This is a genomic window from Vogesella oryzagri (assembly GCF_040148885.1).
GTDB lineage: Bacteria > Pseudomonadota > Gammaproteobacteria > Burkholderiales > Chromobacteriaceae > Vogesella > Vogesella oryzagri.
In genome coordinates this window covers 1-19,647 of record NZ_JBEFLD010000010.1, presented here as the reverse complement: position 1 = coordinate 19,647, position 19,647 = coordinate 1, and the positions used below count along the sequence as shown (strand labels likewise).

Genomic DNA, 19,647 nt, shown 5'->3' with positions numbered 1-19,647 from the left:
TTCGACCCTGTCATTCATTACTGCCAAAACCGGCCAAGCCGCGGCGGAACTGCACCGCCTGCAGCAAATGAGTCCGGGCTAGCGCCGTTTCTTGCAGATCCGCCAGTGTACGCGCCACGCGCAGTACACGGTGGTAGGCACGTGCCGACAATGCCAGCCGTTCCAGTAGCTGGTTCAGATAGCTGCGCTCGGCCTGTGGCAAAGCGCATGCGTCATCCAGTTCCCCACCCTGCAACTCGGCATTGGCCTTGCCCTGCCGCTGCCATTGGCGCTCGCGCGCAGCAACCACGCGGGCGCGCACCTGTGCGCTGGCTTCACCACCCGGCAGCTGCTGCAATTCCTCCAGCGGCAGGCTGCCTACTTCTACCATCAAATCAAAACGATCCAACAGCGGGCCCGATATTTTAGCGCGATATCGCGTCACTTGTTCGGGCGTACAGCGACAAGCGCGCCGGGCATGCCCCAAATAACCGCAAGGGCATGGATTCATCGCCGCCAGCAGCTGGAAGCGCGCCGGAAAAGTTACTTGCCGGGCCGCGCGCGAGATATGGATTTCCCCGGTTTCCAGAGGCTCCCGCAGCACCTCGAGTACTTTGCGGTCAAATTCCGGCAATTCGTCGAGAAACAGCACCCCACGATGGGCAAGCGTAATTTCTCCCGGCCGCGGATCGGAGCCACCGCCGACCAGCGCCACTGCCGACGCCGTGTGATGCGGATGGCGGTAGGGGCGCAGCCCCCAGTTGGCGGCAACGAAGCCGCCACTGGCAAGCGACTGCACCGCCGCACTTTCCAGCGCCTCAATCTGTGCCATCGGCGGCAGCAAACCGGGCAGCCGTGCGGCCAACATGGACTTGCCGGTACCCGGTGGTCCCTGCATCAGCAGGCTGTGCCCGCCAGCCGCCGCTACCTCCAACGCCAGCTTGGCTGCGCCCTGGCCACGGACATCCAGCAGATCCGGATAAGTTGCCAGCCCGCTTGCGGCCAGCGTCGGAGAACAACGCGGCAATACCGCCAGGCCGGCCAGATGGGCGCACACCTCGGACAGGCTGTCGGCAGCGAATATCTCCACCCCCTGCACCAGTGCGGCCTCCTGTGCACTAAGCCGGGGCAGGATGAATTTACGGCCACTGTCACGCGCCGCCGCCACCATGGCTAAGGCACCGCGCACCGGTCGCAATTCGCCCCCCAGCGCCAGCTCCCCCGCCAACTCGTAACCACTCAGCACCTCGGCCGGCAGTTGCCCGGCGGCGGCCAACAGCGCCACTGCGATGGGCAGATCGAAGCGGCCGGATTCCTTGGGCAGATCGGCCGGCGCCAGGTTGACCGTAATGCGGCGGGCCGGAAAGTCGAAACCGGATTGCTGCAACGCTGCGCGCACCCGCTCGCGGCTTTCCTTTACTTCGGTATCCGGCAGCCCCACCAGCGTAAATGCCGGCAGGCCGTTGGCCAGATGGACTTCTACCGCCACCTCTGGCGCATGCACGCCGGCGAGTGCCCGGCTGAGACAGACGGCAAGCGACATCGCTCAGTCTTGCGACGGCGCGTCGGCATCGGCTTCCGGCGCCGCCACGGCCGGCGGCAGCACCGCTTCCAGCTGCTGCAGGCGTACCTCCATGGCGGTGAGCTGGGCGCGGGTCTGCGCCAGCACCTCTTGCTGGATATCGAATTCCTCTCGCGTCACCAGATCCATGCGCGTAAAGGTGGCGGCCATCATGGCCTTGACGTTCTTTTCCAGGTCCTTGGCTGGGCTGGCGGCGATGGTTTCACTGATCTTGTTGCTGATTTCATCAAACAGTTTCTGGCTAAGCATGGCGAGACCTTGACTTTGTCATGAGCGGAGAGAATTTGAGTTTAGCAAAAAGCCTCTATAACTGCACAAAGCAGACCGTGCACCAATGCGGCGCACAAGCCACCGCCTAAATGGTGCACAACTGCGGCGCCGCACCGCGGAATGCACCAAGATGCAGTAGTCAATTGAAAAGAAAAGAAATTTTATTCTGGCACGATTCATGCATAGCAGCCGTCGTCTCTCCAACCACGCAGCCATTCGGCAATTATCGAGGAGTCGCCATGAAACTGGTCAGTGCAATCATCAAGCCGTTCAAGCTTGACGAAGTGCGTGAAGCACTTTCTGCCATCGGTGTGCAAGGCATCACCGTTACCGAAGTCAAAGGATTTGGCCGTCAGAAAGGCCATACCGAACTCTACCGCGGCGCGGAATATGTCGTGGACTTCCTGCCCAAGGTAAAGCTGGAAATCGCCATCGCCAATGAACTGCTGGATCAGGTGGTAGAAGCGATCGAAAACGCCGCCCGCACCGGCAAGATCGGCGACGGCAAGGTGTTCGTGTTCGACCTGGAGCAGGTGGTGCGCATCCGTACCGGTGAAACCGGTGCCGACGCCGTCTGAACCAGCACAACCAAGAGCGATAGAGGGAACCTGTATATGAACAAGAAACTGCTTGCTGCCGCCGGCACCGCCGCGCTGGCCACCGCCCTGCCGGCACTGGCGGATGGCGCTCCGACCCTGGTCGCCACCAGCACCATCAGCGCCGGCGATACCGCCTGGATGCTGACATCCACCGCCCTGGTGCTGTTCATGACCATCCCCGGCCTGGCGCTGTTCTATGCCGGCATGGTGCGCAAGAAAAATGTACTGGCCACCCTGATGCAGAGCTTCGCCATCTGCGCGGTGATGACCGTGTTGTGGACCGTCGTCGGCTACAGCCTGGCGTTCACCCCGGGCAACAGTCTGATTGGCGGCCTGGACCGTGTGCTGCTGGATGGCATGCTGTACCTGAAGGATGCCGGCAAGCTGACCGTGCACCCGCTGGCTGGAACCATTCCGGAAGGCGTGTTCATGATGTTCCAGATGACCTTCGCCATCATCACCCCGGCGCTGATTACCGGCGCCTTTGCCGAACGCATGAAGTTCTCCTCCATGCTGGTATTCATGGTGCTGTGGTCGCTGCTGGTCTATGTCCCGGTTGCACACTGGGTATGGGCGCCAGGCGGCTGGATGTTTGACAAGGGCGTGCTGGACTTTGCCGGCGGCACCGTGGTGCACATCAACGCCGGTATCGCCGGTCTGGTTGCCGCACTGGTGCTGGGCAAACGCGTCGGCTTCGGCAAGGAAGCCATGCCGCCGCACAACCTGGTGCTGACCCTGGTGGGTGGCTCCATGCTGTGGGTGGGCTGGTTCGGCTTCAACGCCGGCTCCGCCGTGGCTGCCGACGGTCGCGCCGCCATGGCCATGGTGGCAACACAAGTCGCCACCGGTATCGCCGCGATCGGCTGGATGGCCGCGGAATGGATCGCCAAAGGCAAACCATCGGTGCTGGGTATCGTGTCCGGCGCAGTGGCCGGTCTGGTGGCCATCACCCCGGCCGCCGGCTTTGTTGATGCCAAGGGTGCCCTGGTGATTGGCCTGGTTGCCGGCGTGGTGTGCTATTGGAGCGCCACCAGCCTGAAACACATGCTGAAGTACGACGACTCGCTGGACGCCTTCGGTGTACACGGTGTTGGCGGCATCATCGGCGCGCTGCTGACCGGCGTGTTCGCGCTGAAAGACATCGGCGGCGTGGAAGGCAGCCTGATGACCCAGGCCATCGGCGTGGGCGCCACCGCGATCTACTGCGGCGTGCTGACCTTCATCCTGCTGAAGATCGTCGATGCGGTGATGGGTCTGCGTGTCAGCGAAGAAGAAGAGCGCGAAGGTCTGGACGTGGTCCTGCACGGCGAACGCGTGGAATAAACTCCCACTCGCTCCACCATGCGGCCAACCTGTGGGTTGGCCGTTTTTGTTTTGTGCCGTAGCAAGCGCGTCCGCTGCCGGCGCCCGGCCGCGGGGCGGCCGGACAACACGCGTCACCACGTAAACCAGCCGGCGCCAGCTCTCGGCAGCGCACCAATACAAACACCCCGGACGGCGGCCCTGCGGCCAACCTCCGGGGTGTTTTTATGGCGTAGCGCTTAGACGTTGAACAGGAAGTTCAGTACGTCGCCATCCTGCACCACGTAGTCCTTGCCCTCGGCACGCATCTTGCCAGCTTCCTTGGCCTTGCCTTCGCCGCCCAGGGCGATGAAGTCGGCGTAGGAGATGGTCTGCGCACGGATGAAGCCGCGTTCGAAGTCGGTGTGGATCACGCCGGCCGCCTGCGGGGCGGTATCGCCGATGTGGATGGTCCAGGCGCGCACTTCCTTCACCCCGGCGGTGAAGTAGGTCTGCAGGCCCAGCAGCTTGTAGCCGGCGCGGATCAGGCGATCCAGACCCGGCTCTTCCAGGCCCAGGGTTTCCAGGAACTCGGCCTTATCGGCATCGTCGAGTTCGGCGATTTCGGATTCAATGGCCGCGCACAGTGCCACCACCGGCGCACCTTCCTTGGCGGCGTATTCTTCCACGCGCTGCAGCAGCGGGTTGTTGCTGAAGCCGTCCTCGGCCACGTTGGCCACGTACATGGCCGGCTTGATGGTCAGCAGGCACAGCGGCTTGAGCAGCACTTTTTCTTCGTCGGACAGGGCCAGTGAACGCGCCGGCTGGCCTTCGTTCAGGTGCGGCACCAGTTTTTCCAGCACGGCTACCAGCGCGCGCGCATCCTTGTCGCCGGCCTTGGCTTTCTTGCCTTCGCGGGACACGGCCTTTTCCACCGAGGACAGGTCGGCCAGCGCCAGTTCGGTGAGGATGGTTTCGATGTCGGCGATCGGGTCTACCTTGCCGGCCACGTGCACGATGTTCGGGTCGTCGAAGCAGCGCACCACGTTGACGATGGCGTCGGTCTCGCGGATGTTGGCTAGGAACTGGTTGCCCAGGCCCTCGCCCTTGGAAGCGCCCGCCACCAGGCCGGCGATGTCGACGAATTCAACGATGGCCGGCTGGATTTTCTGCGGGTTGATGATCTTGGCCAGCTCGGCCAGGCGGTGATCCGGCACTTCCACGATGCCGACGTTCGGCTCGATGGTGCAGAACGGGTAGTTGGCCGCTTCGATGCCGGCCTTGGTCAGCGCATTGAACAGGGTGGACTTGCCGACGTTGGGCAGGCCGACGATACCGCACTTCAGACTCATGGTAATTCCTCGTTGTGTTCGGCCCGCCAGCGAGGCGGGGCAACAAAGGCAGCGATTTTAACACTTCGGCTGCCTGTATTTTGCGCAATGTTGCGGCCAAGGTTGGCCGCAACACATTACTTGGCTGCGGTGTGCAGCGTCTTCATCGCCGCCGCCATATTGCCGGCCAGCACTTCCGGCATCACCTGCAGCGACCTGGTCAGGGCATCGTCGATCGCCTGCTGCTCTTCGGCACGGGCTTTCTTCAGCACGAAGTTGGCCACTTCATTGCGGTCGCCCGGGTGACCGATGCCCAGCCGCAGCCGCCAGAACGCGGGGCTGCCCAGGCGGGCGATGATGTCTTTCAGGCCGTTATGACCACCGTGACCGCCACCCTGCTTCAGGCGCGCCGCACCCGGCGGCAGGTCCAGCTCGTCGTGCACCACCAGGATTTCTTCCGGCGCGATCTTGTAGAAGCGCGCCAGCGCTGCCACCGCCTGACCGGACAGGTTCATGTAGGTCATCGGCTTTAGCAGCCACAGCTCGCCGGAGGGCACGGCGGCACGCGCCGCCTCGCCAAAGAATTTGCTTTCGGCACGCAGCCCGGCCTTGTGCTGCCAGGCCAGCTCGTCCACCAGCCAGAAGCCGGCATTGTGCCGGGTTTTTTCGTATTCCGGGCCGGGGTTGCCCAGCCCGACTACCAGACGGATCGCCATGGGTGTCGTTCCAATGAAAAGCCCGCTGCCAGATAACCGGTCAGCGGGCCTGTCACCACTCTGTCAGACAGAGCGGCACGCATGCATTACGCGCGAGCGAAGTCCAGATGCAGAACCAGCTGCTTGAACGGGTGCAGTTGGAAGTCGGCAACTTTTACCAGTTCCTTCTGACCGTCGATCACCAGTTCGATGGTTTCCTTGTGGAAAGCTTCGTTCTTCAGAGCGTGGTAGATGGTGTTGTGGTCCAGGGTGATGGATACGGCTTCTTTACCTGCACCGTAAACAACAGCCGGGGTTTGGCCAGCGCGACGCAGGCGGCGGCTCGCACCAGTACCTTCCAGTTCGCGCTTGGCAGCGATCAGTTCGATTGCCATTGAGTATTACTCCAGTTTCATTGAAAGTCGCCCGCCCCGCCGCGACCAGCGGGGCCGACGTTTACGGCAGGACAGCGCCTGCCGAAACCAGCTCTTCATTGAAGAGGTAGGACACCGATTCTTCGTTGTTGATGCGACGCAGGGTCTCGGCGATGAGCCCGGCGATCGATACCACGCGGATGCGGCTGCTCTGCTTGGCAGCGGCTACCAGTGGGATGGTATCGGTGATCACAACCTGATCGATGTCCGAATTATTGATGCGGTCTACGGCTTGGCCGGAGAACACGGCGTGCGATGCATAGGCCAGTACGCGCTGGGCACCACGCTCTTTCAGCGCGGAAGCCGCCTTGCACAGGGTATTGGCGGTGTCGATCATGTCATCGATGATCAGACAGGTGCGGCCTTCGATGTCACCGATGATGTTCATCACCTCGGCCACGTTGGCCTTGGGGCGACGCTTGTCGATGATGGCGAGGTCGGTGTTCAGCGCCTTGGCCACGGCACGAGCGCGTACCACGCCGCCCACGTCCGGGCTCACCACGATCAGGTCGTCAATGCGCTGCGAACGGATATCTTTCAGCAGTACCGGGGTGGCGTACACGTTGTCCACCGGCATGTCGAAGAAGCCCTGGATCTGGTCGGCATGCAGGTCAACGGTCAGTACGCGGTCGATGCCGGCGCTGGTCAGCATGTTGGCCACCAGTTTGGCGGTGATCGGCACGCGCGCAGAGCGCGGACGGCGATCCTGACGGGCGTAGCCGAAGTACGGAATCGCTGCGGTAATACGACCGGCAGAGGCGCGCTTGAGCGCGTCGGCCATGGTCAAGATTTCCATCAGGTTATCGTTGGTCGGAGCACAGGTCGGCTGCAGGATGAACACGTCGCGACCGCGCACGTTCTCCAGCAGTTCCACTGCCACTTCACCATCGCTGAACTTGCCCACATCGGCACGGCCGAGGGAGATGTCGAGGTGCTTGACCACGTTCTGTGCAAGTTCCGGATTTGCGGTACCGGTGAAGACCATCAAACTGTCGTATGCCGCCATAACTCTATGCCTTGGATCGGGAGATAAAGAAAAAGCGTGTAAGGGAAACTTACACGCTTTTTTTCTTACTTCACTGCTGGAAGTTTGGCTGAGGAGGAAGGATTCGAACCTTCGAATGCCGGAATCAAAATCCGGTGCCTTAACCAACTTGGCGACTCCCCAGTATTCTTTCAGTCATGCAGAGATTTGGCTGAGGAGGAAGGATTCGAACCTTCGAATGCCGGAATCAAAATCCGGTGCCTTAACCAACTTGGCGACTCCCCAGTATCCTTTACGCTTCCCCGTCGTACAGTGGATGAGTCGCTAACCCCTTGGCAACAAATCCGACCATATCTTTCGACAAGGACTGGAATACTGATTTTGCTTGATCTTCACTTTCCAGCTCCAGAAACACGCATGCTCCCGAACCTGTCATCAACGGCGAACCGTACTCATTTAGCCGATTCAGTGCTTCATTTACCGCTGGATACATTGCTGTTACGACCGACTGCAAATCGTTTTGTTTTTGCGTCGCATCGAACAGGCTTCGCATTATGGAGAATCGAACCTCTCCTGTCAACAGCTTTTGCGAGAACAGCTGGAAAACAGGCCCAGTCGGCACCGACACCGGTGGCTTGCATACCACATACCACGCCGCAGGCAAATCGATCGCCTCCAGCTGCTCGCCAATGCCGCGCGCACGCGCATTGCGCCCAAAAATGAATACCGGCACATCGGCCCCCAGCTGCACGCCAAGCGTCATCAGCTGCTGACGCGACAGGCCACAGCCCCACAACTTGTTAAGTGCCAGTAGCACGGTGGCGGCATCGGACGAGCCGCCACCCAGCCCACCGCCCATCGGGATGCGCTTGGTCACGCGCAGACTGGCGCCCAGCCGGCTGCCACTGGCCTGCTGCAGCAGGCGTGCGGCGCGCACGGTCAGATCCGACTCTGGCTCGACTCCCGGCGTCGGCGTTTCCAGCACGATGCAGCCATCGTCGCGCACGGCGATGTCGATATCGTCGCCAAAATCGATAAAACGGAAGTCACTGTCCAGCAGGTGGTAACCATCGGTGCGCTTGCCGGTAATCAGCAGCGTCAGATTGAGCTTGGCCGGTGCGGGAAAACGTTGGAAATGCAGATTCATGGTTGAGTCGATAGCGGGGATGAAGCATCAGTGGCACGCCACGCGGAGAACACCAGGCGAATGCTCAGGCCGTCGCGCTCCAGCTCCAGCCGGCGCGGCTGGCTGGTGGCGGCATCTTTCAGATTGCGGATCAGCCAGCCCTGCTGCTGCAGGCGGCCATCGGCGGCTTGCGCGGCGGGGATGCCGGGTGCGGCCAGGCCGCGCGCCCACCAGGCAAGGTTGGACAGCGGCAACGGCCAACCCAGCGTCGCCTCGGTCAGGCTTTCCACATCGGCCGCCTGCCGCTCCTGGCCGTCCGCCACCAGACGCACGCCATCGGCATCGCGGGCCAGGCGGGCCACCGTGGTGCCGATCGGCGTCTTGACGTTGAGCTGATCGCTGCCAGCGGTGTGCTGCCAGTCGAAATTGGCAACATGGCCCTTGCCCTGATAATTCACCGCCAGCCGGCCGCTGACGCTGAACGGGCTGTCGACAACGTTGGCCGCAGGGGCCGGCATCGGCTGGGCGATTTCGGGAGTCGTGGCGCAGGCGGCCAGCAATAGCAGGCACGCCGACGCCAGCCAGCGGGATAGCGTCATGGCTTCAGGCGATCCAGCGTTTCCTTCAACACCGGATCATCCGGCGCGCGCTTGCCCGCCTCACCCCACACCATGCGCGCCTCATCCTTGCGGCCCAGCGCCCACAGCACCTCGCCCAGATGGGCGGCCACCTCGGCATCCGGCAGCTTGCTGTAGGATGCCTGCAATTGCTGCAGCGCCTCGGCCAGTCGTCCCTGCTTGAACAGCACCCAGCCCAGGCTGTCCTGGATCATGGCATTGTCCGGCTCGGCCTTCAGCGCCTGCTCGATATAGCCCTGCGCTTCCTTGAGCTGCAGGCCGCGGTTGGCCATCACGTAACCCAGCGCATTCAGCCCCTGGACGTCGTCCGGCTTCTGCCGCACCACGCTGCGCAGATCCTGCTCCGCCTCGGCCGAACGCCCCAGTTGATCCAGCAGCAGCGCACGTTCGTACAACAGATCCGCCTGCTCCGGCGACTGCTGCAGGCCCGCGCCCAGAATCTTCAACGCCACATCGTATTGCTTGGCCTCACGCGCCAGCATCGATTGCGCCTGAGTGACGCGCAGCCAGTTGTCCGCATCGGCTGCCAGCTCGTTCAGGCTGTCGATGGCCTGTTGCCACTTACCCTCCCCCACCAGCATCTGCGCCGCCCGCACCCGTGCCGGCAGCAGATTGTCACCGCCATCCACCTGCTGGTACCAGCGCCGCGCCAGCGCCGGCTGCTTCTGCTCATCGGCCAGCTGCCCCAGGGTGTAACGCAGGGTGTTCGGATCATTGAAGCCCGCAGCCAGCGCGGCCTCCAGCTGCTTGCGTGCCAGAGCGAAATTGCCGGTCTGGTAGGCCAGCAAGCCATGCAGGTGCAGTAATTCGGCATTGCCGGCAAAGCGCCCCTGCAGGCTGCGGGCATGCGCCTCGGCCTCGGCAAAGCGCTTCTCGCCCGCCAGCAGGCGGATATAACTGGTGTTCAGATCGATACTGGATTGCGGCCGCCGCGCCAGCTCCTGCTTGAGGAAGCTGATGGCATCACCGGCCGACTGGCGGCGCAGGCGGTCCACCTGCCACAGCACCGGCAAGTCCCATTGCGGCGCAATGCGCGCCAGGCGGGCAAATTCGGCATTCACGGTCGCCTGATCACCGGCTTCCGCTGCCACCGCGACCAGGGCGAAGCGCGCCTCCGGCAAGTCCGGATAGCGTGCGGCCAACTCGCTGATCAGCTGCTCAGCGCCCTGCTTGTCGCTCTGACGCGCCGCCAATCGTGCCAGCTGCACGAAGATGGCGGCCGCCCGTTGTGGTTGCCGGCTGAGCATGTCGTCGATCAGCGGGCGGCTCTCCACCAGCTTGCCGGCGCGCAGCAGCGCGATGATCAGCTGCTCCCGTGCCGCTTCGGCCTCCGGGTCCAGTTCCAACCACAGGCTCAGCGCGGCACTGGCGCTTTGCAACTGGCCAGCGTACAGCGCGAATTCGGCGGCACGGCGGGCAATGCGCGGGTCGCGCGTGTCGCGGGCCAGCGCCAGATAGGTCTCGGCCGACTGCGCGGCGCCACCGCGCTGGGCTGCCAGCTCGCCGGCCAGCAGGCCATAAAACCATTCCGCTCGCAGTTGCTGATGTGGAATGGCCGGGTTGTCCTCGTCGCGCGGCACCGCCGCGTCATCGTCGGCATCGGCAGCCGCCGCCTGCGTTGCGGGCGTAGTGGCCGCCGCGGCGGACGGATGCAGGCTGGCGCAGGCGGACAGCGCCAGCGGCGTGAGCACGGCAAACAGACGGAGCAGAGCGTTCATGCACAGAACCTGTATTCATCACAGGCGGGTAGAATACCACGCCATTAACGTTAATCATGCCTACACCCGCCATGCCCGAACTGCCAGAAGTCGAAACCACGCGCCGCGGCGTCGCCCCGCAGCTGGAAGGTGCCACCGTACTGCAAGTCATCGTACGCGAGGCCCGGCTGCGCTGGCCGATTCCGCCGGAACTGGCGGCCAACCTTGCCGGTCGTCGCGTGCGCAGCGTCAGCCGCCGCGCCAAATACCTGCTGCTGGATTTCGAACACGGCACACTGATCGTGCACCTGGGCATGTCCGGCAGCCTGCGCTTCGTGGCGCCGGGTACGCCGCCGGAAAAACATGACCATGTAGACATCGTGCTGGGGCAAACGGTTCTGCGCTATCGCGATCCGCGCCGTTTTGGTGCCATGCTGTGGCAGCAGGGTCCGGCACTGGCACACCCGCTGCTGGCCAGCCTGGGGCCGGAGCCGCTGGCCGACGCCTTCGACGGCGGCGTACTGTTTGCCGCCAGCCGCCGCAAAGGTAGCGCTATCAAGCTGCTGATCATGGACAACCACGTGGTAGTGGGGGTGGGCAATATCTACGCCAACGAATCGCTGTTCTATGCCGGCATCCACCCGGCGCGCGCGGCCAACTCGCTGAGCCGCGAGGAGTGCGACAGGTTGGCAGCAGAGATCAAGGCGGTGCTGGCGCGCGCCATCGACGCCGGCGGCAGCACACTGCGCGATTTCATGGACGCCAAGGGCAAGCCGGGTTACTTCCAGCAAAGCTACAAGGTGTACGGCCGCCGCGAGCTGCCCTGCCACGATTGCGGCGCGCTGATCATGGAGATCCGCCAGGGGCAGCGCAGCACCTGCTTCTGCCCGCACTGCCAGCCGCTGTAAAACGGCTGCCACCCAAGCACGTTACACTGCCATTAACCGTCCACGAACCGTCCTTACTGTGCACCAGACCACTTCCCTGCCCATCCGCCTGCTTCGCCTGCTCCGCCTCGTGCTGCACCTGTGCCGCGGCGTACTCACCATTGCCCGGCTGTATCCCCGGCTGTCGCAGCCGGAAAAAGCCGTCATCACCCAGCGCTGGTCGCAGCAGCTGCTGCACATCCTGGCCATCAAGGTCAAAGTGCAGGGCGCGGCGCCGGCGGCCACCTATCCGCCGCACACGCTGGTGGTGGCCAACCACGTCTCGTGGCTGGATATTTTTGCGCTCAACAGCGTGACGGTATCGCGCTTCGTGGCCAAGAAAGAGCTGCGCGACTGGCCGGTGGCCGGCTTCCTGATCAAGAGCGCCGGCACCCTGTTCATCGACCGCAGCAACCGCCGCGACGCCAGCCGCGTCAACCAGCAGCTGGCCAGCGCGCTGCATGCCGGCGACTGCATGGCGGTGTTCCCGGAGGCCACCACCTCGGACGGCACCGGCCTGCTGCCGTTCAAGCCGTCGCTGTTCGAAGCGGCACGCCTGGCCGGCGCCACCGTGCAGCCGGTGGCAATCCGCTACGTGTCGCCCGGCGGCCACTACTGCGCGACGGCGGCCTATGCCGGCGATACCAGCTTCGGCCAGAGCCTGTGGGCGATCCTGTCCACCCGCGCCATGGTGGTGGAGCTGAGCTATACCGCGCCGCTGCCGGCGGCGGAGGCCAGCCGCTTCGCGCTGTCCGACGGCTCGCGCCGCGCCATCGCCACCGCGCTGGCGCTGCCCGCCGACGCCTGAGCCGGCAACCTCGCCCCAGCGCGCCGCATGCGGGTTTTCCGCAATGCGGCTTTCCCCAATCGGGAAATTCCCAATTTTGCGCCCTCCGCTCGCCGCGCATGATCGTGCCAAGCGAGCAAGACAAGGCAGCCACACTGCCAACTACACGGAGAGCGCTATGTCAGCCAAAAAACTTCACCACAGCCTGTATTTCCAGGTCGTCGTGGCCATCATCCTCGGCATCACCGTCGGCCATTTCATGCCGGAATTCGGCGCCAAGCTCAAACCGCTGGGCGATGGCTTCATCAAGCTGGTGAAGATGATGATTGCGCCGATCATTTTCTGCACCATCGTGGTCGGCATTGCCGGCATGGAAGACATGAAGAAGGTTGGCCGCGTCGGCGGCAAGGCGTTGCTGTACTTTGAGGTGGTGACCACGCTGGCGCTGGTGATCGGCCTGGTCGTGGTGAATGTGCTGAAGCCGGGCGCCGGCATGAATGTCGACCCGGCCACGCTGGATACCGGCGCCATCGCCAAGTTCACCGAGAAAGCCGCCGACCAGAGCACGGTGGACTTCATCATGCACATCATTCCCAACAGTGTGATCGGCGCCTTTGCCGACGGCGAGATCCTGCAGGTGCTGCTGTTCTCGGTGCTGTTCGGCGCCGGCCTGTCGCTGATGGGCGCATCCGGCAAGCCGGTGCTGGGCTTCTTTGAAAAAGTGTCGCACGTGCTGTTCGCGGTGATCGGCTTCATCATGAAACTGGCCCCGATCGGCGCCTTCGGTGCCATGGCCTTCACCATCGGCAAGTACGGCGTGGCCAGCCTGGCGCAGTTGGCCGCACTGATGGGCAGCTTCTACCTGACCTGCGTGCTGTTCGTCGGCCTGGTGCTGGGCAGCATCGCCCGTGCCAACGGCTTCAGCGTGTGGAAGCTGATCAAGTACATCAAAGAAGAACTGCTGATCGTGCTGGGCACCTCGTCGTCCGAGTCCGCGCTGCCGCGCCTGATGACCAAGCTGGAACAGCTGGGCTGCGCCAAGCCGGTGGTTGGCCTGGTGGTGCCCACCGGCTACTCCTTCAACCTAGACGGCACTTCGATCTACCTGACCATGGCCGCCATCTTCATCGCCCAGGCCTGCAACATCGACCTGACGCTGACCCAGGAGCTGACCATCATCGGCGTACTGCTGCTGACCTCCAAGGGCGCCGCCGGCGTCACCGGCTCCGGCTTCGTGACCCTGGCCGCTACCCTGGCAGTGGTGCCGGACATCCCGGTCGCCGGCCTGGCACTGATCCTCGGCATCGACCGCTTCATGTCCGAAGCACGCGCCATCACCAACCTGATTGGCAACGCGGTGGCCACCGTGGTAGTCGCCAAGTGGGAAAAATCGCTGGATGCCGCGCAAATGCAGCGCGAGCTGGCCAACCCGACGCCGATCGCCGGCATCGTGCCGACCCAGGCGCCGCACCTGGCACGCGAAGTGGCAGAAGAACTCAGCTAAGCCTTTCGCTGCCGCCCAGCAAAAAGCCCCGCTCATGCAGCGGGGCTTTTGCATCGACCGCAAGGTTGGTCGCACGCTGCGGCCAACGTTTACTTGCTGACTTCGCGGTAGGCCTGGCACGGCAAGGAAAACACCGCGCGGTCTTCCAGCCGCACCGCGGTGAGACTACCGCCCCACAGGCAACCGCTGTCGATCGCCAGCACATCTTCGGTCAGCATCAGGCCCAGCGCCGACCAGTGGCCGCAGACGATGGGGGTATCCACGCTGCGGCGATTGTCGGCCTCGAACCACGGGATCAGGTGCGCCGGTGCGCCGTCCAGCTCGCCCTTGTAGGCCAGATCCAGCTCGCCATCACGGGTGATGAAGCGCATGCGCGTCATCACGTTGACGATCATGCGCAGCCGGTCCATGCCCTTTAGGTCGTCCTGCCAGCGCAGCGGCTTGTTGCCGTACAGCCTGGAGAAGAAGCTGCGGTGCTGCTTGCCGGCCAGCTCGTCCTCCACCTCTTCGGCGAGGCGCAGCGCTTTCTTCACGCTCCACTCCGGCAGCAGGCCGGCATGCACCATGGCAAAGCCCTGCTCGTAGATCATCAGCGGCTGGCAGCGCAGCCACTCCAGCAGCACCTTGGCGTCGCCGGCATCCAGCACCGCCTGAATGGTGTCGTCGGCATGCACCTTGCCATAGCCCTCGGCTACCGCCAGCAGGTGCAGGTCGTGGTTGCCCAGCACGGTTTGTACGCAGTCCTGGTGCTCGAACACCCAGCGCAGGGTCTGCAGCGATTCCGGGCCGCGGTTGACCAGATCGCCGGTCAGCCACAGCGTATCGCGGCCGGGATTGAATTCTATCTGGCGCAACAGCGCCATGAAGGGCGTAAAGCAGCCCTGCAAATCACCAATAGCATAGGTGGCCATTTTGTTTTCCTGTCAGTCGCTGCGGCCAACCTTGGCCAAGAGCCTGTTCATGATCTTTTGGCGACTGCGCTGGCCCGCCAAATGGCCAGATGCAAGACGGACGGTGCCGGCCTTAGTCATTCTAAGGCCAAGCCGGCCAACGCCGCAGATGGCCGTTTGCCGGGCCAGCCCTTCGAGGCCGCCTTCTGCCGGCGCACCATGTTGTCGATCGTCCTTTGCCGTGAATGACACTGCGGCAGGACTCTCTCCTAGTGCTGCATCCGGCAAAAGCCGGCCGCAGCCGTAAAAAGATCATGAACAGGCCCTGATTCGTGCCGCGCAAGAATGATACTGGATTGCCCGCCCCGCCGTCGCGCGCATGGCCTCCCCCGCCGGCTGGCACTACAATGCGCGCTAACCATGAAAGATTGACGACAGCCCATGTCCCTCGCCTTACTCAACCCGCAACAACGCGCCGCCATCCAGTCGCTGGACGGCCCGCTGCTGGTACTGGCCGGCGCCGGCTCCGGTAAAACACGGGTCATCACGCAGAAGATCGCCTACATGATCCGCGAGGCGAATTTCGACGCCCGTAACATCGCCGCCATCACCTTTACCAACAAGGCGGCGCGCGAGATGCTGGAGCGTGTCGGCAAGCTGATGGACAGCCGCGAGCTGAAGGGCATCACCGTGTCCACCTTCCACTCGCTGGGCATGCAGTTTCTGCGCCAGGAGGCGCCACACCTGGGCTACAAGACGCAGTTCTCCATCCTCGACAGCTACGACGCCGCCAAGATCATCGCCGACATCCTCAAATCCACCCACAAGGACGAAGTGCGCAAGGTGCAGAGCCGCATCTCGCTGTGGAAGAACGACCTGATCGGCCCGGATGCCGCGCTGGTGGCGGCGGACAATGAATTCGACCGGGTAGCGGCCACGACTTACGTGGCCTACCAGACCACGCTCACCGCCTACCAGGCACTGGACTTCGACGACCTGATCCGCCTGCCAGTGAACCTGCTGTCCAGCAACGCCGAGGTGCTGCAGAAGTGGCAGCACAAGCTGCGCTACCTGCTGATCGACGAATATCAGGACACCAACACCTGCCAGTATCAGCTGGTAAAGCTGCTGACTGGCGAACGCGGCATGTTCACCGCGGTGGGCGACGACGACCAGTCCATCTATGCCTGGCGCGGTGCCAACATGGAAAACCTGCGCCTGCTGCAGCATGACTTTCCGCGGCTGAAGGTGATCAAACTGGAGCAAAACTACCGCTCCACCGCGCGCATCCTGCGTGCGGCCAACTCGGTGATCGCCAACAATCCCAAACTGTTCGAGAAGCAGCTATGGAGCGAACTGGGACTGGGCGAGCCGATCCATGCGGTGCAATGCAAGGACGAAGAGCACGAGGCCGAGGTGGTGGTACAGCGCCTGCTGGCGCACAAGTTCGAGCACCGCACCGAGTTCAAGGACTACGCCATCCTCTACCGCGGCAATTACCAGTCGCGCGTATTCGAACAGGCGCTGCGCAACCAGCGCATCCCCTATCAGATGGCCGGCGGGCAGAGCTTCTACGACAAGCCGGAAATTAAGGACGTGCTGGCCTACCTGCGACTGCTGACCAACCCGGACGATGACCCGGCGTTCATCCGTGCGCTGACTACGCCCAAGCGTGGCGTGGGGGCCGGCACGCTGGAAAAGCTGGGCGCCTGGGCCGGGCAGCGCAACTGCAGCCTGTTCGCCGCCGCGCATGAGGAAGGCTTCCAGCTACAGGTAAACCAGGCGCAGCTGGCACCGCTGACCGAGTTCTGCCGCTTCATCAACGCGCTGGCCTATCGCGCGTTACGCGAGCCGCCGGGCGAACTGACCATGGAAATGCTGAAGGCCATCGGCTATGAAGCCTGGCTATACGATAGCGAGGACAGCCCCAAGGCGGCAGAGAGCAAGTGGAAGAACGTGTTCGAACTGGTGGCCTGGCTGCAGCGCAAGGGCGAGCAGGACAGCAAGAACCTACTAGAGCTGACCCAGACCATCGCGCTGATCACCATGCTGGAAGGCCGTGACGAGGGCGAGGTGGACGCGGTGCACATGTCCACGCTGCACGCCTCCAAGGGGCTGGAGTACCCGCATGTGTTTCTGGTCGGCTGTGAGGAAGGCATCCTGCCGCACAGCGAGTCGGTCGACAACGGCATGGTGGAGGAGGAGCGGCGGCTGATGTACGTCGGCATCACCCGTGCCCAACGTGGCCTGACGCTGACTTACTGCGTGAAACGCCGCCGCGGCGGCGAGTGGCTGTTCGTGGAGCCATCGCGTTTCATTGCCGAAATCAGTGGCGACGATCTACGCCACTTCGGCAAGAAAGGCGCCGAGCCGATTGTCAGCAAGAACGAGGGCAAGAGCCGACTGGCCGGGCTGATGGCCTCGCTGGACAACAAGGTGCAAAAAGGCGGCGACGGTTCCTAGCCCAAGGTTGGCCGCACCGCTGCGGCCAACCTGTGCCCGCCATCAAACAAAAACGCCGCGAATAATCGCGGCGTTTCTTTTGGCCAGAGCAGCTTACTTGGCGGCGTTGGTCAGGTATTCAACCGCGGCACGAAACTCGGCGTCAGAGCCACCGAACCCACCTTTCGGCGGCATCGCGTTCAGACCCTTGGTGGCGATCTTCACCACTTCGTCCAGACCCGGCTGCAGGCGCGGCGCCCAGGCAGCCTTGTCGCCAAACTTCGGCGCACCGGCAGCACCGGAGCCATGACAGGCAACGCACACGCTTTCATAAACCTTCTTGCCGGCTACGGCCGGATCCAGCGCGGCACCGGCCTCGGCACCACCTACCGGCGGCTCGGTGAACTTGCCACCACCGGCATTGCCCATATAGGCAACCGCACGCTTCACTTCGTCGTCGGTCAGGTCGGCTGCACCGCCCTTGGCCGGCATGGCGTTGAAGCCTTGCAGCGCATGCTGGGTCAGTACATCCCAACCCTTGGCTACGCGCGCGCCCCAGGCACCGGCATCAGCGAACTTCGGCGAGCCGGCCAGACCGGCGCCGTGACAGGTAATACAAATGGCTTTGTACACCTGTTCGCCGGTTTTCATCCCGGGAGGTGCATCGCTGGCGACGGATTCGCCAGCCGGTTTCAGGCGAGCGGCAACAGCCTCTTTGGTCATCACTTCTGCATTGACGTCGAAGCCGCTGGTAGCCAATTTGGCCAGCAGATAGATCGCCACCACTACCAACACGACAACACCCAGCAGAATGCCGACTATCTGACCCGGGGCTTTGGTTTCGTTGCTCATTCCAGCCTCACCTGATGAATAATGACTTTTCAATTAGGGGAATTATACGTTAAAGCGAGTAGGCTAAGCAAAACACGCCAGCCACAAGTTTGCGCAAACGCAATGGATACTGGACGCAGTGATGCGCTTACGCTATATTCGCGCCTCGGCTTGTACCCGTAGCTCAGTTGGATAGAGTGTCAGCCTCCGAAGCTGAAGGTCGCTGGTTCGATTCCAGTCGGGTACGCCACCCTCCCACGCCTTGCTGCCATTGCACAAGGCGTTTTGTTTTACTGATCACAGCCATACTCCTGCGCCCGCTCCTCGTACCTTCACCAGTACGCCGATATATCGCTTTAATTCATTGACGGCAGCACAACGCCCACTGGCATTGCCGACTTGAATAGCCGCGACCACCGCCACAACCAAATCCCTCAACGGTAGATTGCCACGCCAATCTTTTCATTCCGTCCTGAATCGGCTACTGACAACTATCGCAACAGTAAAAAGCGTCTGAGCAAAAAAGCGCGGCAAATAAAACAAAGCCCCTGCACTGACATAGCGTTTATCCGTAAGATGTCGCCTTCGTCAAATGCCCGCGGAAAAACCATGCAAGCGCGAACGGTCGCCAGTGCTCTCGAGCAGATCATTCATTACGATAACAGTGGTTATGTACCACTCGTTATTGCCGGTGAGTCCATTGGGTGCGTCAACCAACAGTGGCTGCAACGCCTGATCACCGCACACAAAGACTTGTTTGAGCTGCGCCATGGCGTGTTGCATGGTTTAGACGGCGCCACAGACTTTACCAGCCGCAGCCAACAACTGCACACCGCCGCGCTGACCTGGCGCGATAGCGGCTGGCTGAACGGCTGGCGCGATGAAAAGTTCATGGCGTACCTGCAAGACGGCACCCCCTGCTTTGAAATGGAGCGCGCCGCTTTCCGCCCCTTGGGGCTTACCAGCCGTGCAGTCCATCTGAACGGCCTGTGCCAATTGCCCAACGGTGAGATTCATATGTGGATTGGCCGCCGTAGTCCATTCAAGGACGTGGCGCCAAATCGGCTAGACAACCTGATGGGTGGCGGGATCGCGGCCGGCGAAACCTTGCAGATTGCACTCGAGCGCGAAGGCTGGGAAGAGGCCGGCATCCCTGCCAGCAAGCTCGAACTGCTGCCACAGCAAGCCCTGCTACTGGCTGAACGCCCCGTGTTACGCGGCCTGCATCGCGAATGGCTGCACGTCTTTGATCTGTGGCTCAGCCCACAGGAAATTCCGCAAAATCAGGACGGCGAAGTAGAAGCACACATCCTGCTGCCCCTCACGGAAGTTGAACAGCACATCATCAACGGTCAATTCATGAGCGATGCCGCGCTGGTTGCCATCGATTGCCTGTCGCGCCTTGGCTACTGGGGTGATGATGACCATCATCTCGCCACGCTGCTGAACCAGGTTCGCAGCCCCGTCGGCAGCGACGTAGCGATACGTTAACCCCCCGTGACCGCCCGACAACAGAAGCAGCCAAGCCCGCAACTGCGGGCTTTTTACATGGCGGTGGCAGAGGCGACAGAGTCGGCCGCATCAGTACAGGCCCGACCGGCGCCACAAACAACAAAGCCCGCGAATGCGGGCTTTATGGTTGGTTCGGTG

General features: G+C 62.8%; 18 protein-coding genes and 3 tRNA genes. 8 read left to right on the top strand and 13 right to left on the bottom strand.

The genetic code is table 11. The features are described from left to right. Positions 1-10: 10 nt before the first annotated feature. Entirely contained in the window at positions 11-1,522 is a 1,512-nt protein-coding gene (locus tag ABNW52_RS16975; RefSeq protein WP_349590398.1) for a YifB family Mg chelatase-like AAA ATPase, read from the bottom strand. A 3-nt stretch (positions 1,523-1,525) separates the two neighbouring features. Beyond that, positions 1,526-1,810 (bottom strand): accessory factor UbiK family protein, encoded by a 285-nt coding sequence (locus ABNW52_RS16970; protein WP_349590395.1) that lies wholly within the window; start codon positions 1,808-1,810, stop codon positions 1,526-1,528. 260 nt (positions 1,811-2,070) lie between these two features. On the opposite strand from ABNW52_RS16970, the gene glnK reads away from it, so the two are divergent. Together glnK and ABNW52_RS16960 are read left to right on the top strand one after the other, a co-directional pair. Further along, positions 2,071-2,409, top strand: a complete 339-nt coding sequence (gene glnK / locus ABNW52_RS16965) for a P-II family nitrogen regulator (protein WP_174874891.1) — start codon at positions 2,071-2,073, stop codon at positions 2,407-2,409. Positions 2,410-2,445: 36 nt separating this feature from the next. Further along, positions 2,446-3,753 (top strand): ammonium transporter, encoded by a 1,308-nt coding sequence (locus tag ABNW52_RS16960; RefSeq protein WP_349590392.1) that lies wholly within the window; start codon positions 2,446-2,448, stop codon positions 3,751-3,753. Positions 3,754-3,971: 218 nt separating this feature from the next. Here the strand turns inward: ABNW52_RS16960 and ychF are convergent, their stop codons facing one another. The 9 genes from ychF to ABNW52_RS16915 all read right to left on the bottom strand — a co-directional run bounded on the left by ychF (position 3,972) and on the right by ABNW52_RS16915 (position 10,638). After that, positions 3,972-5,063, bottom strand: coding sequence for a redox-regulated ATPase YchF (gene ychF / locus ABNW52_RS16955; RefSeq protein ID WP_349590390.1), 1,092 nt, complete (start codon positions 5,061-5,063; stop codon positions 3,972-3,974). Positions 5,064-5,179: 116 nt separating this feature from the next. Next, positions 5,180-5,758 carry an aminoacyl-tRNA hydrolase gene (pth, locus tag ABNW52_RS16950; protein ID WP_349590388.1) on the bottom strand — a complete coding sequence of 193 codons (579 nt, stop codon included), beginning with the start codon at positions 5,756-5,758 and terminating at the stop codon, positions 5,180-5,182. Positions 5,759-5,844: 86 nt separating this feature from the next. After that, positions 5,845-6,132, bottom strand: a complete 288-nt coding sequence (gene rplY, locus ABNW52_RS16945; RefSeq protein WP_349590386.1) for a 50S ribosomal protein L25 — start codon at positions 6,130-6,132, stop codon at positions 5,845-5,847. A gap of 61 nt (positions 6,133-6,193) precedes the next feature. Next, positions 6,194-7,177, bottom strand: a complete 984-nt coding sequence (locus tag ABNW52_RS16940; RefSeq protein ID WP_349590384.1) for a ribose-phosphate pyrophosphokinase — start codon at positions 7,175-7,177, stop codon at positions 6,194-6,196. Between the two features lie 85 nt (positions 7,178-7,262). Beyond that, positions 7,263-7,339: transfer RNA gene (locus ABNW52_RS16935), tRNA-Gln, on the bottom strand. Between the two features lie 25 nt (positions 7,340-7,364). After that, positions 7,365-7,441, bottom strand: a tRNA-Gln gene (locus ABNW52_RS16930). A 7-nt stretch (positions 7,442-7,448) separates the two neighbouring features. Then, a complete protein-coding gene (gene ispE / locus ABNW52_RS16925) occupies positions 7,449-8,303 on the bottom strand; it encodes a 4-(cytidine 5'-diphospho)-2-C-methyl-D-erythritol kinase (protein ID WP_349590382.1) in 855 nt (284 codons plus the stop codon). Next, a complete protein-coding gene (gene lolB / locus ABNW52_RS16920) occupies positions 8,300-8,881 on the bottom strand; it encodes a lipoprotein insertase outer membrane protein LolB (RefSeq protein WP_349590379.1) in 582 nt (193 codons plus the stop codon). The genes ispE and lolB overlap by 4 nt, the downstream gene beginning before the upstream one ends. Next, complete coding sequence (locus tag ABNW52_RS16915) at positions 8,878-10,638, bottom strand: tetratricopeptide repeat protein (protein WP_349590376.1); 1,761 nt, start codon at positions 10,636-10,638, stop codon at positions 8,878-8,880. The genes lolB and ABNW52_RS16915 overlap by 4 nt, the downstream gene beginning before the upstream one ends. Positions 10,639-10,709: 71 nt before the next feature. Here ABNW52_RS16915 and mutM point away from each other — a divergent pair, with 71 nt between their 5' ends. The 3 genes from mutM (at position 10,710) to ABNW52_RS16900 (ending at position 13,834) form a co-directional block, all read left to right on the top strand. Beyond that, on the top strand, positions 10,710-11,525 hold the full coding sequence (gene mutM / locus ABNW52_RS16910; RefSeq protein WP_349590373.1) for a bifunctional DNA-formamidopyrimidine glycosylase/DNA-(apurinic or apyrimidinic site) lyase: 816 nt from the start codon (positions 10,710-10,712) through the stop codon (positions 11,523-11,525). Positions 11,526-11,583: 58 nt separating this feature from the next. Then, on the top strand, positions 11,584-12,351 hold the full coding sequence (locus ABNW52_RS16905; protein WP_349590371.1) for a lysophospholipid acyltransferase family protein: 768 nt from the start codon (positions 11,584-11,586) through the stop codon (positions 12,349-12,351). 157 nt (positions 12,352-12,508) lie between these two features. Then, positions 12,509-13,834 carry a dicarboxylate/amino acid:cation symporter gene (locus ABNW52_RS16900; RefSeq protein ID WP_349590369.1) on the top strand — a complete coding sequence of 442 codons (1,326 nt, stop codon included), beginning with the start codon at positions 12,509-12,511 and terminating at the stop codon, positions 13,832-13,834. 89 nt (positions 13,835-13,923) lie between these two features. Here the strand turns inward: ABNW52_RS16900 and ABNW52_RS16895 are convergent, their stop codons facing one another. Continuing rightward, the gene (locus ABNW52_RS16895) at positions 13,924-14,745 is read right to left on the bottom strand and encodes a symmetrical bis(5'-nucleosyl)-tetraphosphatase (protein ID WP_349590367.1); all 822 of its coding nucleotides are present in this window, start codon (positions 14,743-14,745) and stop codon (positions 13,924-13,926) included. 420 nt (positions 14,746-15,165) lie between these two features. Here ABNW52_RS16895 and ABNW52_RS16890 point away from each other — a divergent pair, with 420 nt between their 5' ends. Continuing rightward, positions 15,166-17,187: a UvrD-helicase domain-containing protein gene (locus ABNW52_RS16890; protein ID WP_349590364.1), complete on the top strand. Its 2,022-nt coding sequence runs from the start codon at positions 15,166-15,168 to the stop codon at positions 17,185-17,187. 93 nt (positions 17,188-17,280) lie between these two features. Here ABNW52_RS16890 and ABNW52_RS16885 read toward each other — a convergent pair whose 3' ends face one another. Next, positions 17,281-18,018, bottom strand: a complete 738-nt coding sequence (locus ABNW52_RS16885; RefSeq protein ID WP_349590362.1) for a c-type cytochrome — start codon at positions 18,016-18,018, stop codon at positions 17,281-17,283. A gap of 152 nt (positions 18,019-18,170) precedes the next feature. Between ABNW52_RS16885 and ABNW52_RS16880 the strand changes: the two genes are divergently transcribed. Both ABNW52_RS16880 and ABNW52_RS16875 read left to right on the top strand, forming a co-directional pair. Further along, positions 18,171-18,247, top strand: a tRNA-Arg gene (locus ABNW52_RS16880). A gap of 359 nt (positions 18,248-18,606) precedes the next feature. Beyond that, positions 18,607-19,488 carry an NUDIX hydrolase gene (locus ABNW52_RS16875; protein ID WP_349590359.1) on the top strand — a complete coding sequence of 294 codons (882 nt, stop codon included), beginning with the start codon at positions 18,607-18,609 and terminating at the stop codon, positions 19,486-19,488. Positions 19,489-19,647: the final 159 nt, after the last annotated feature.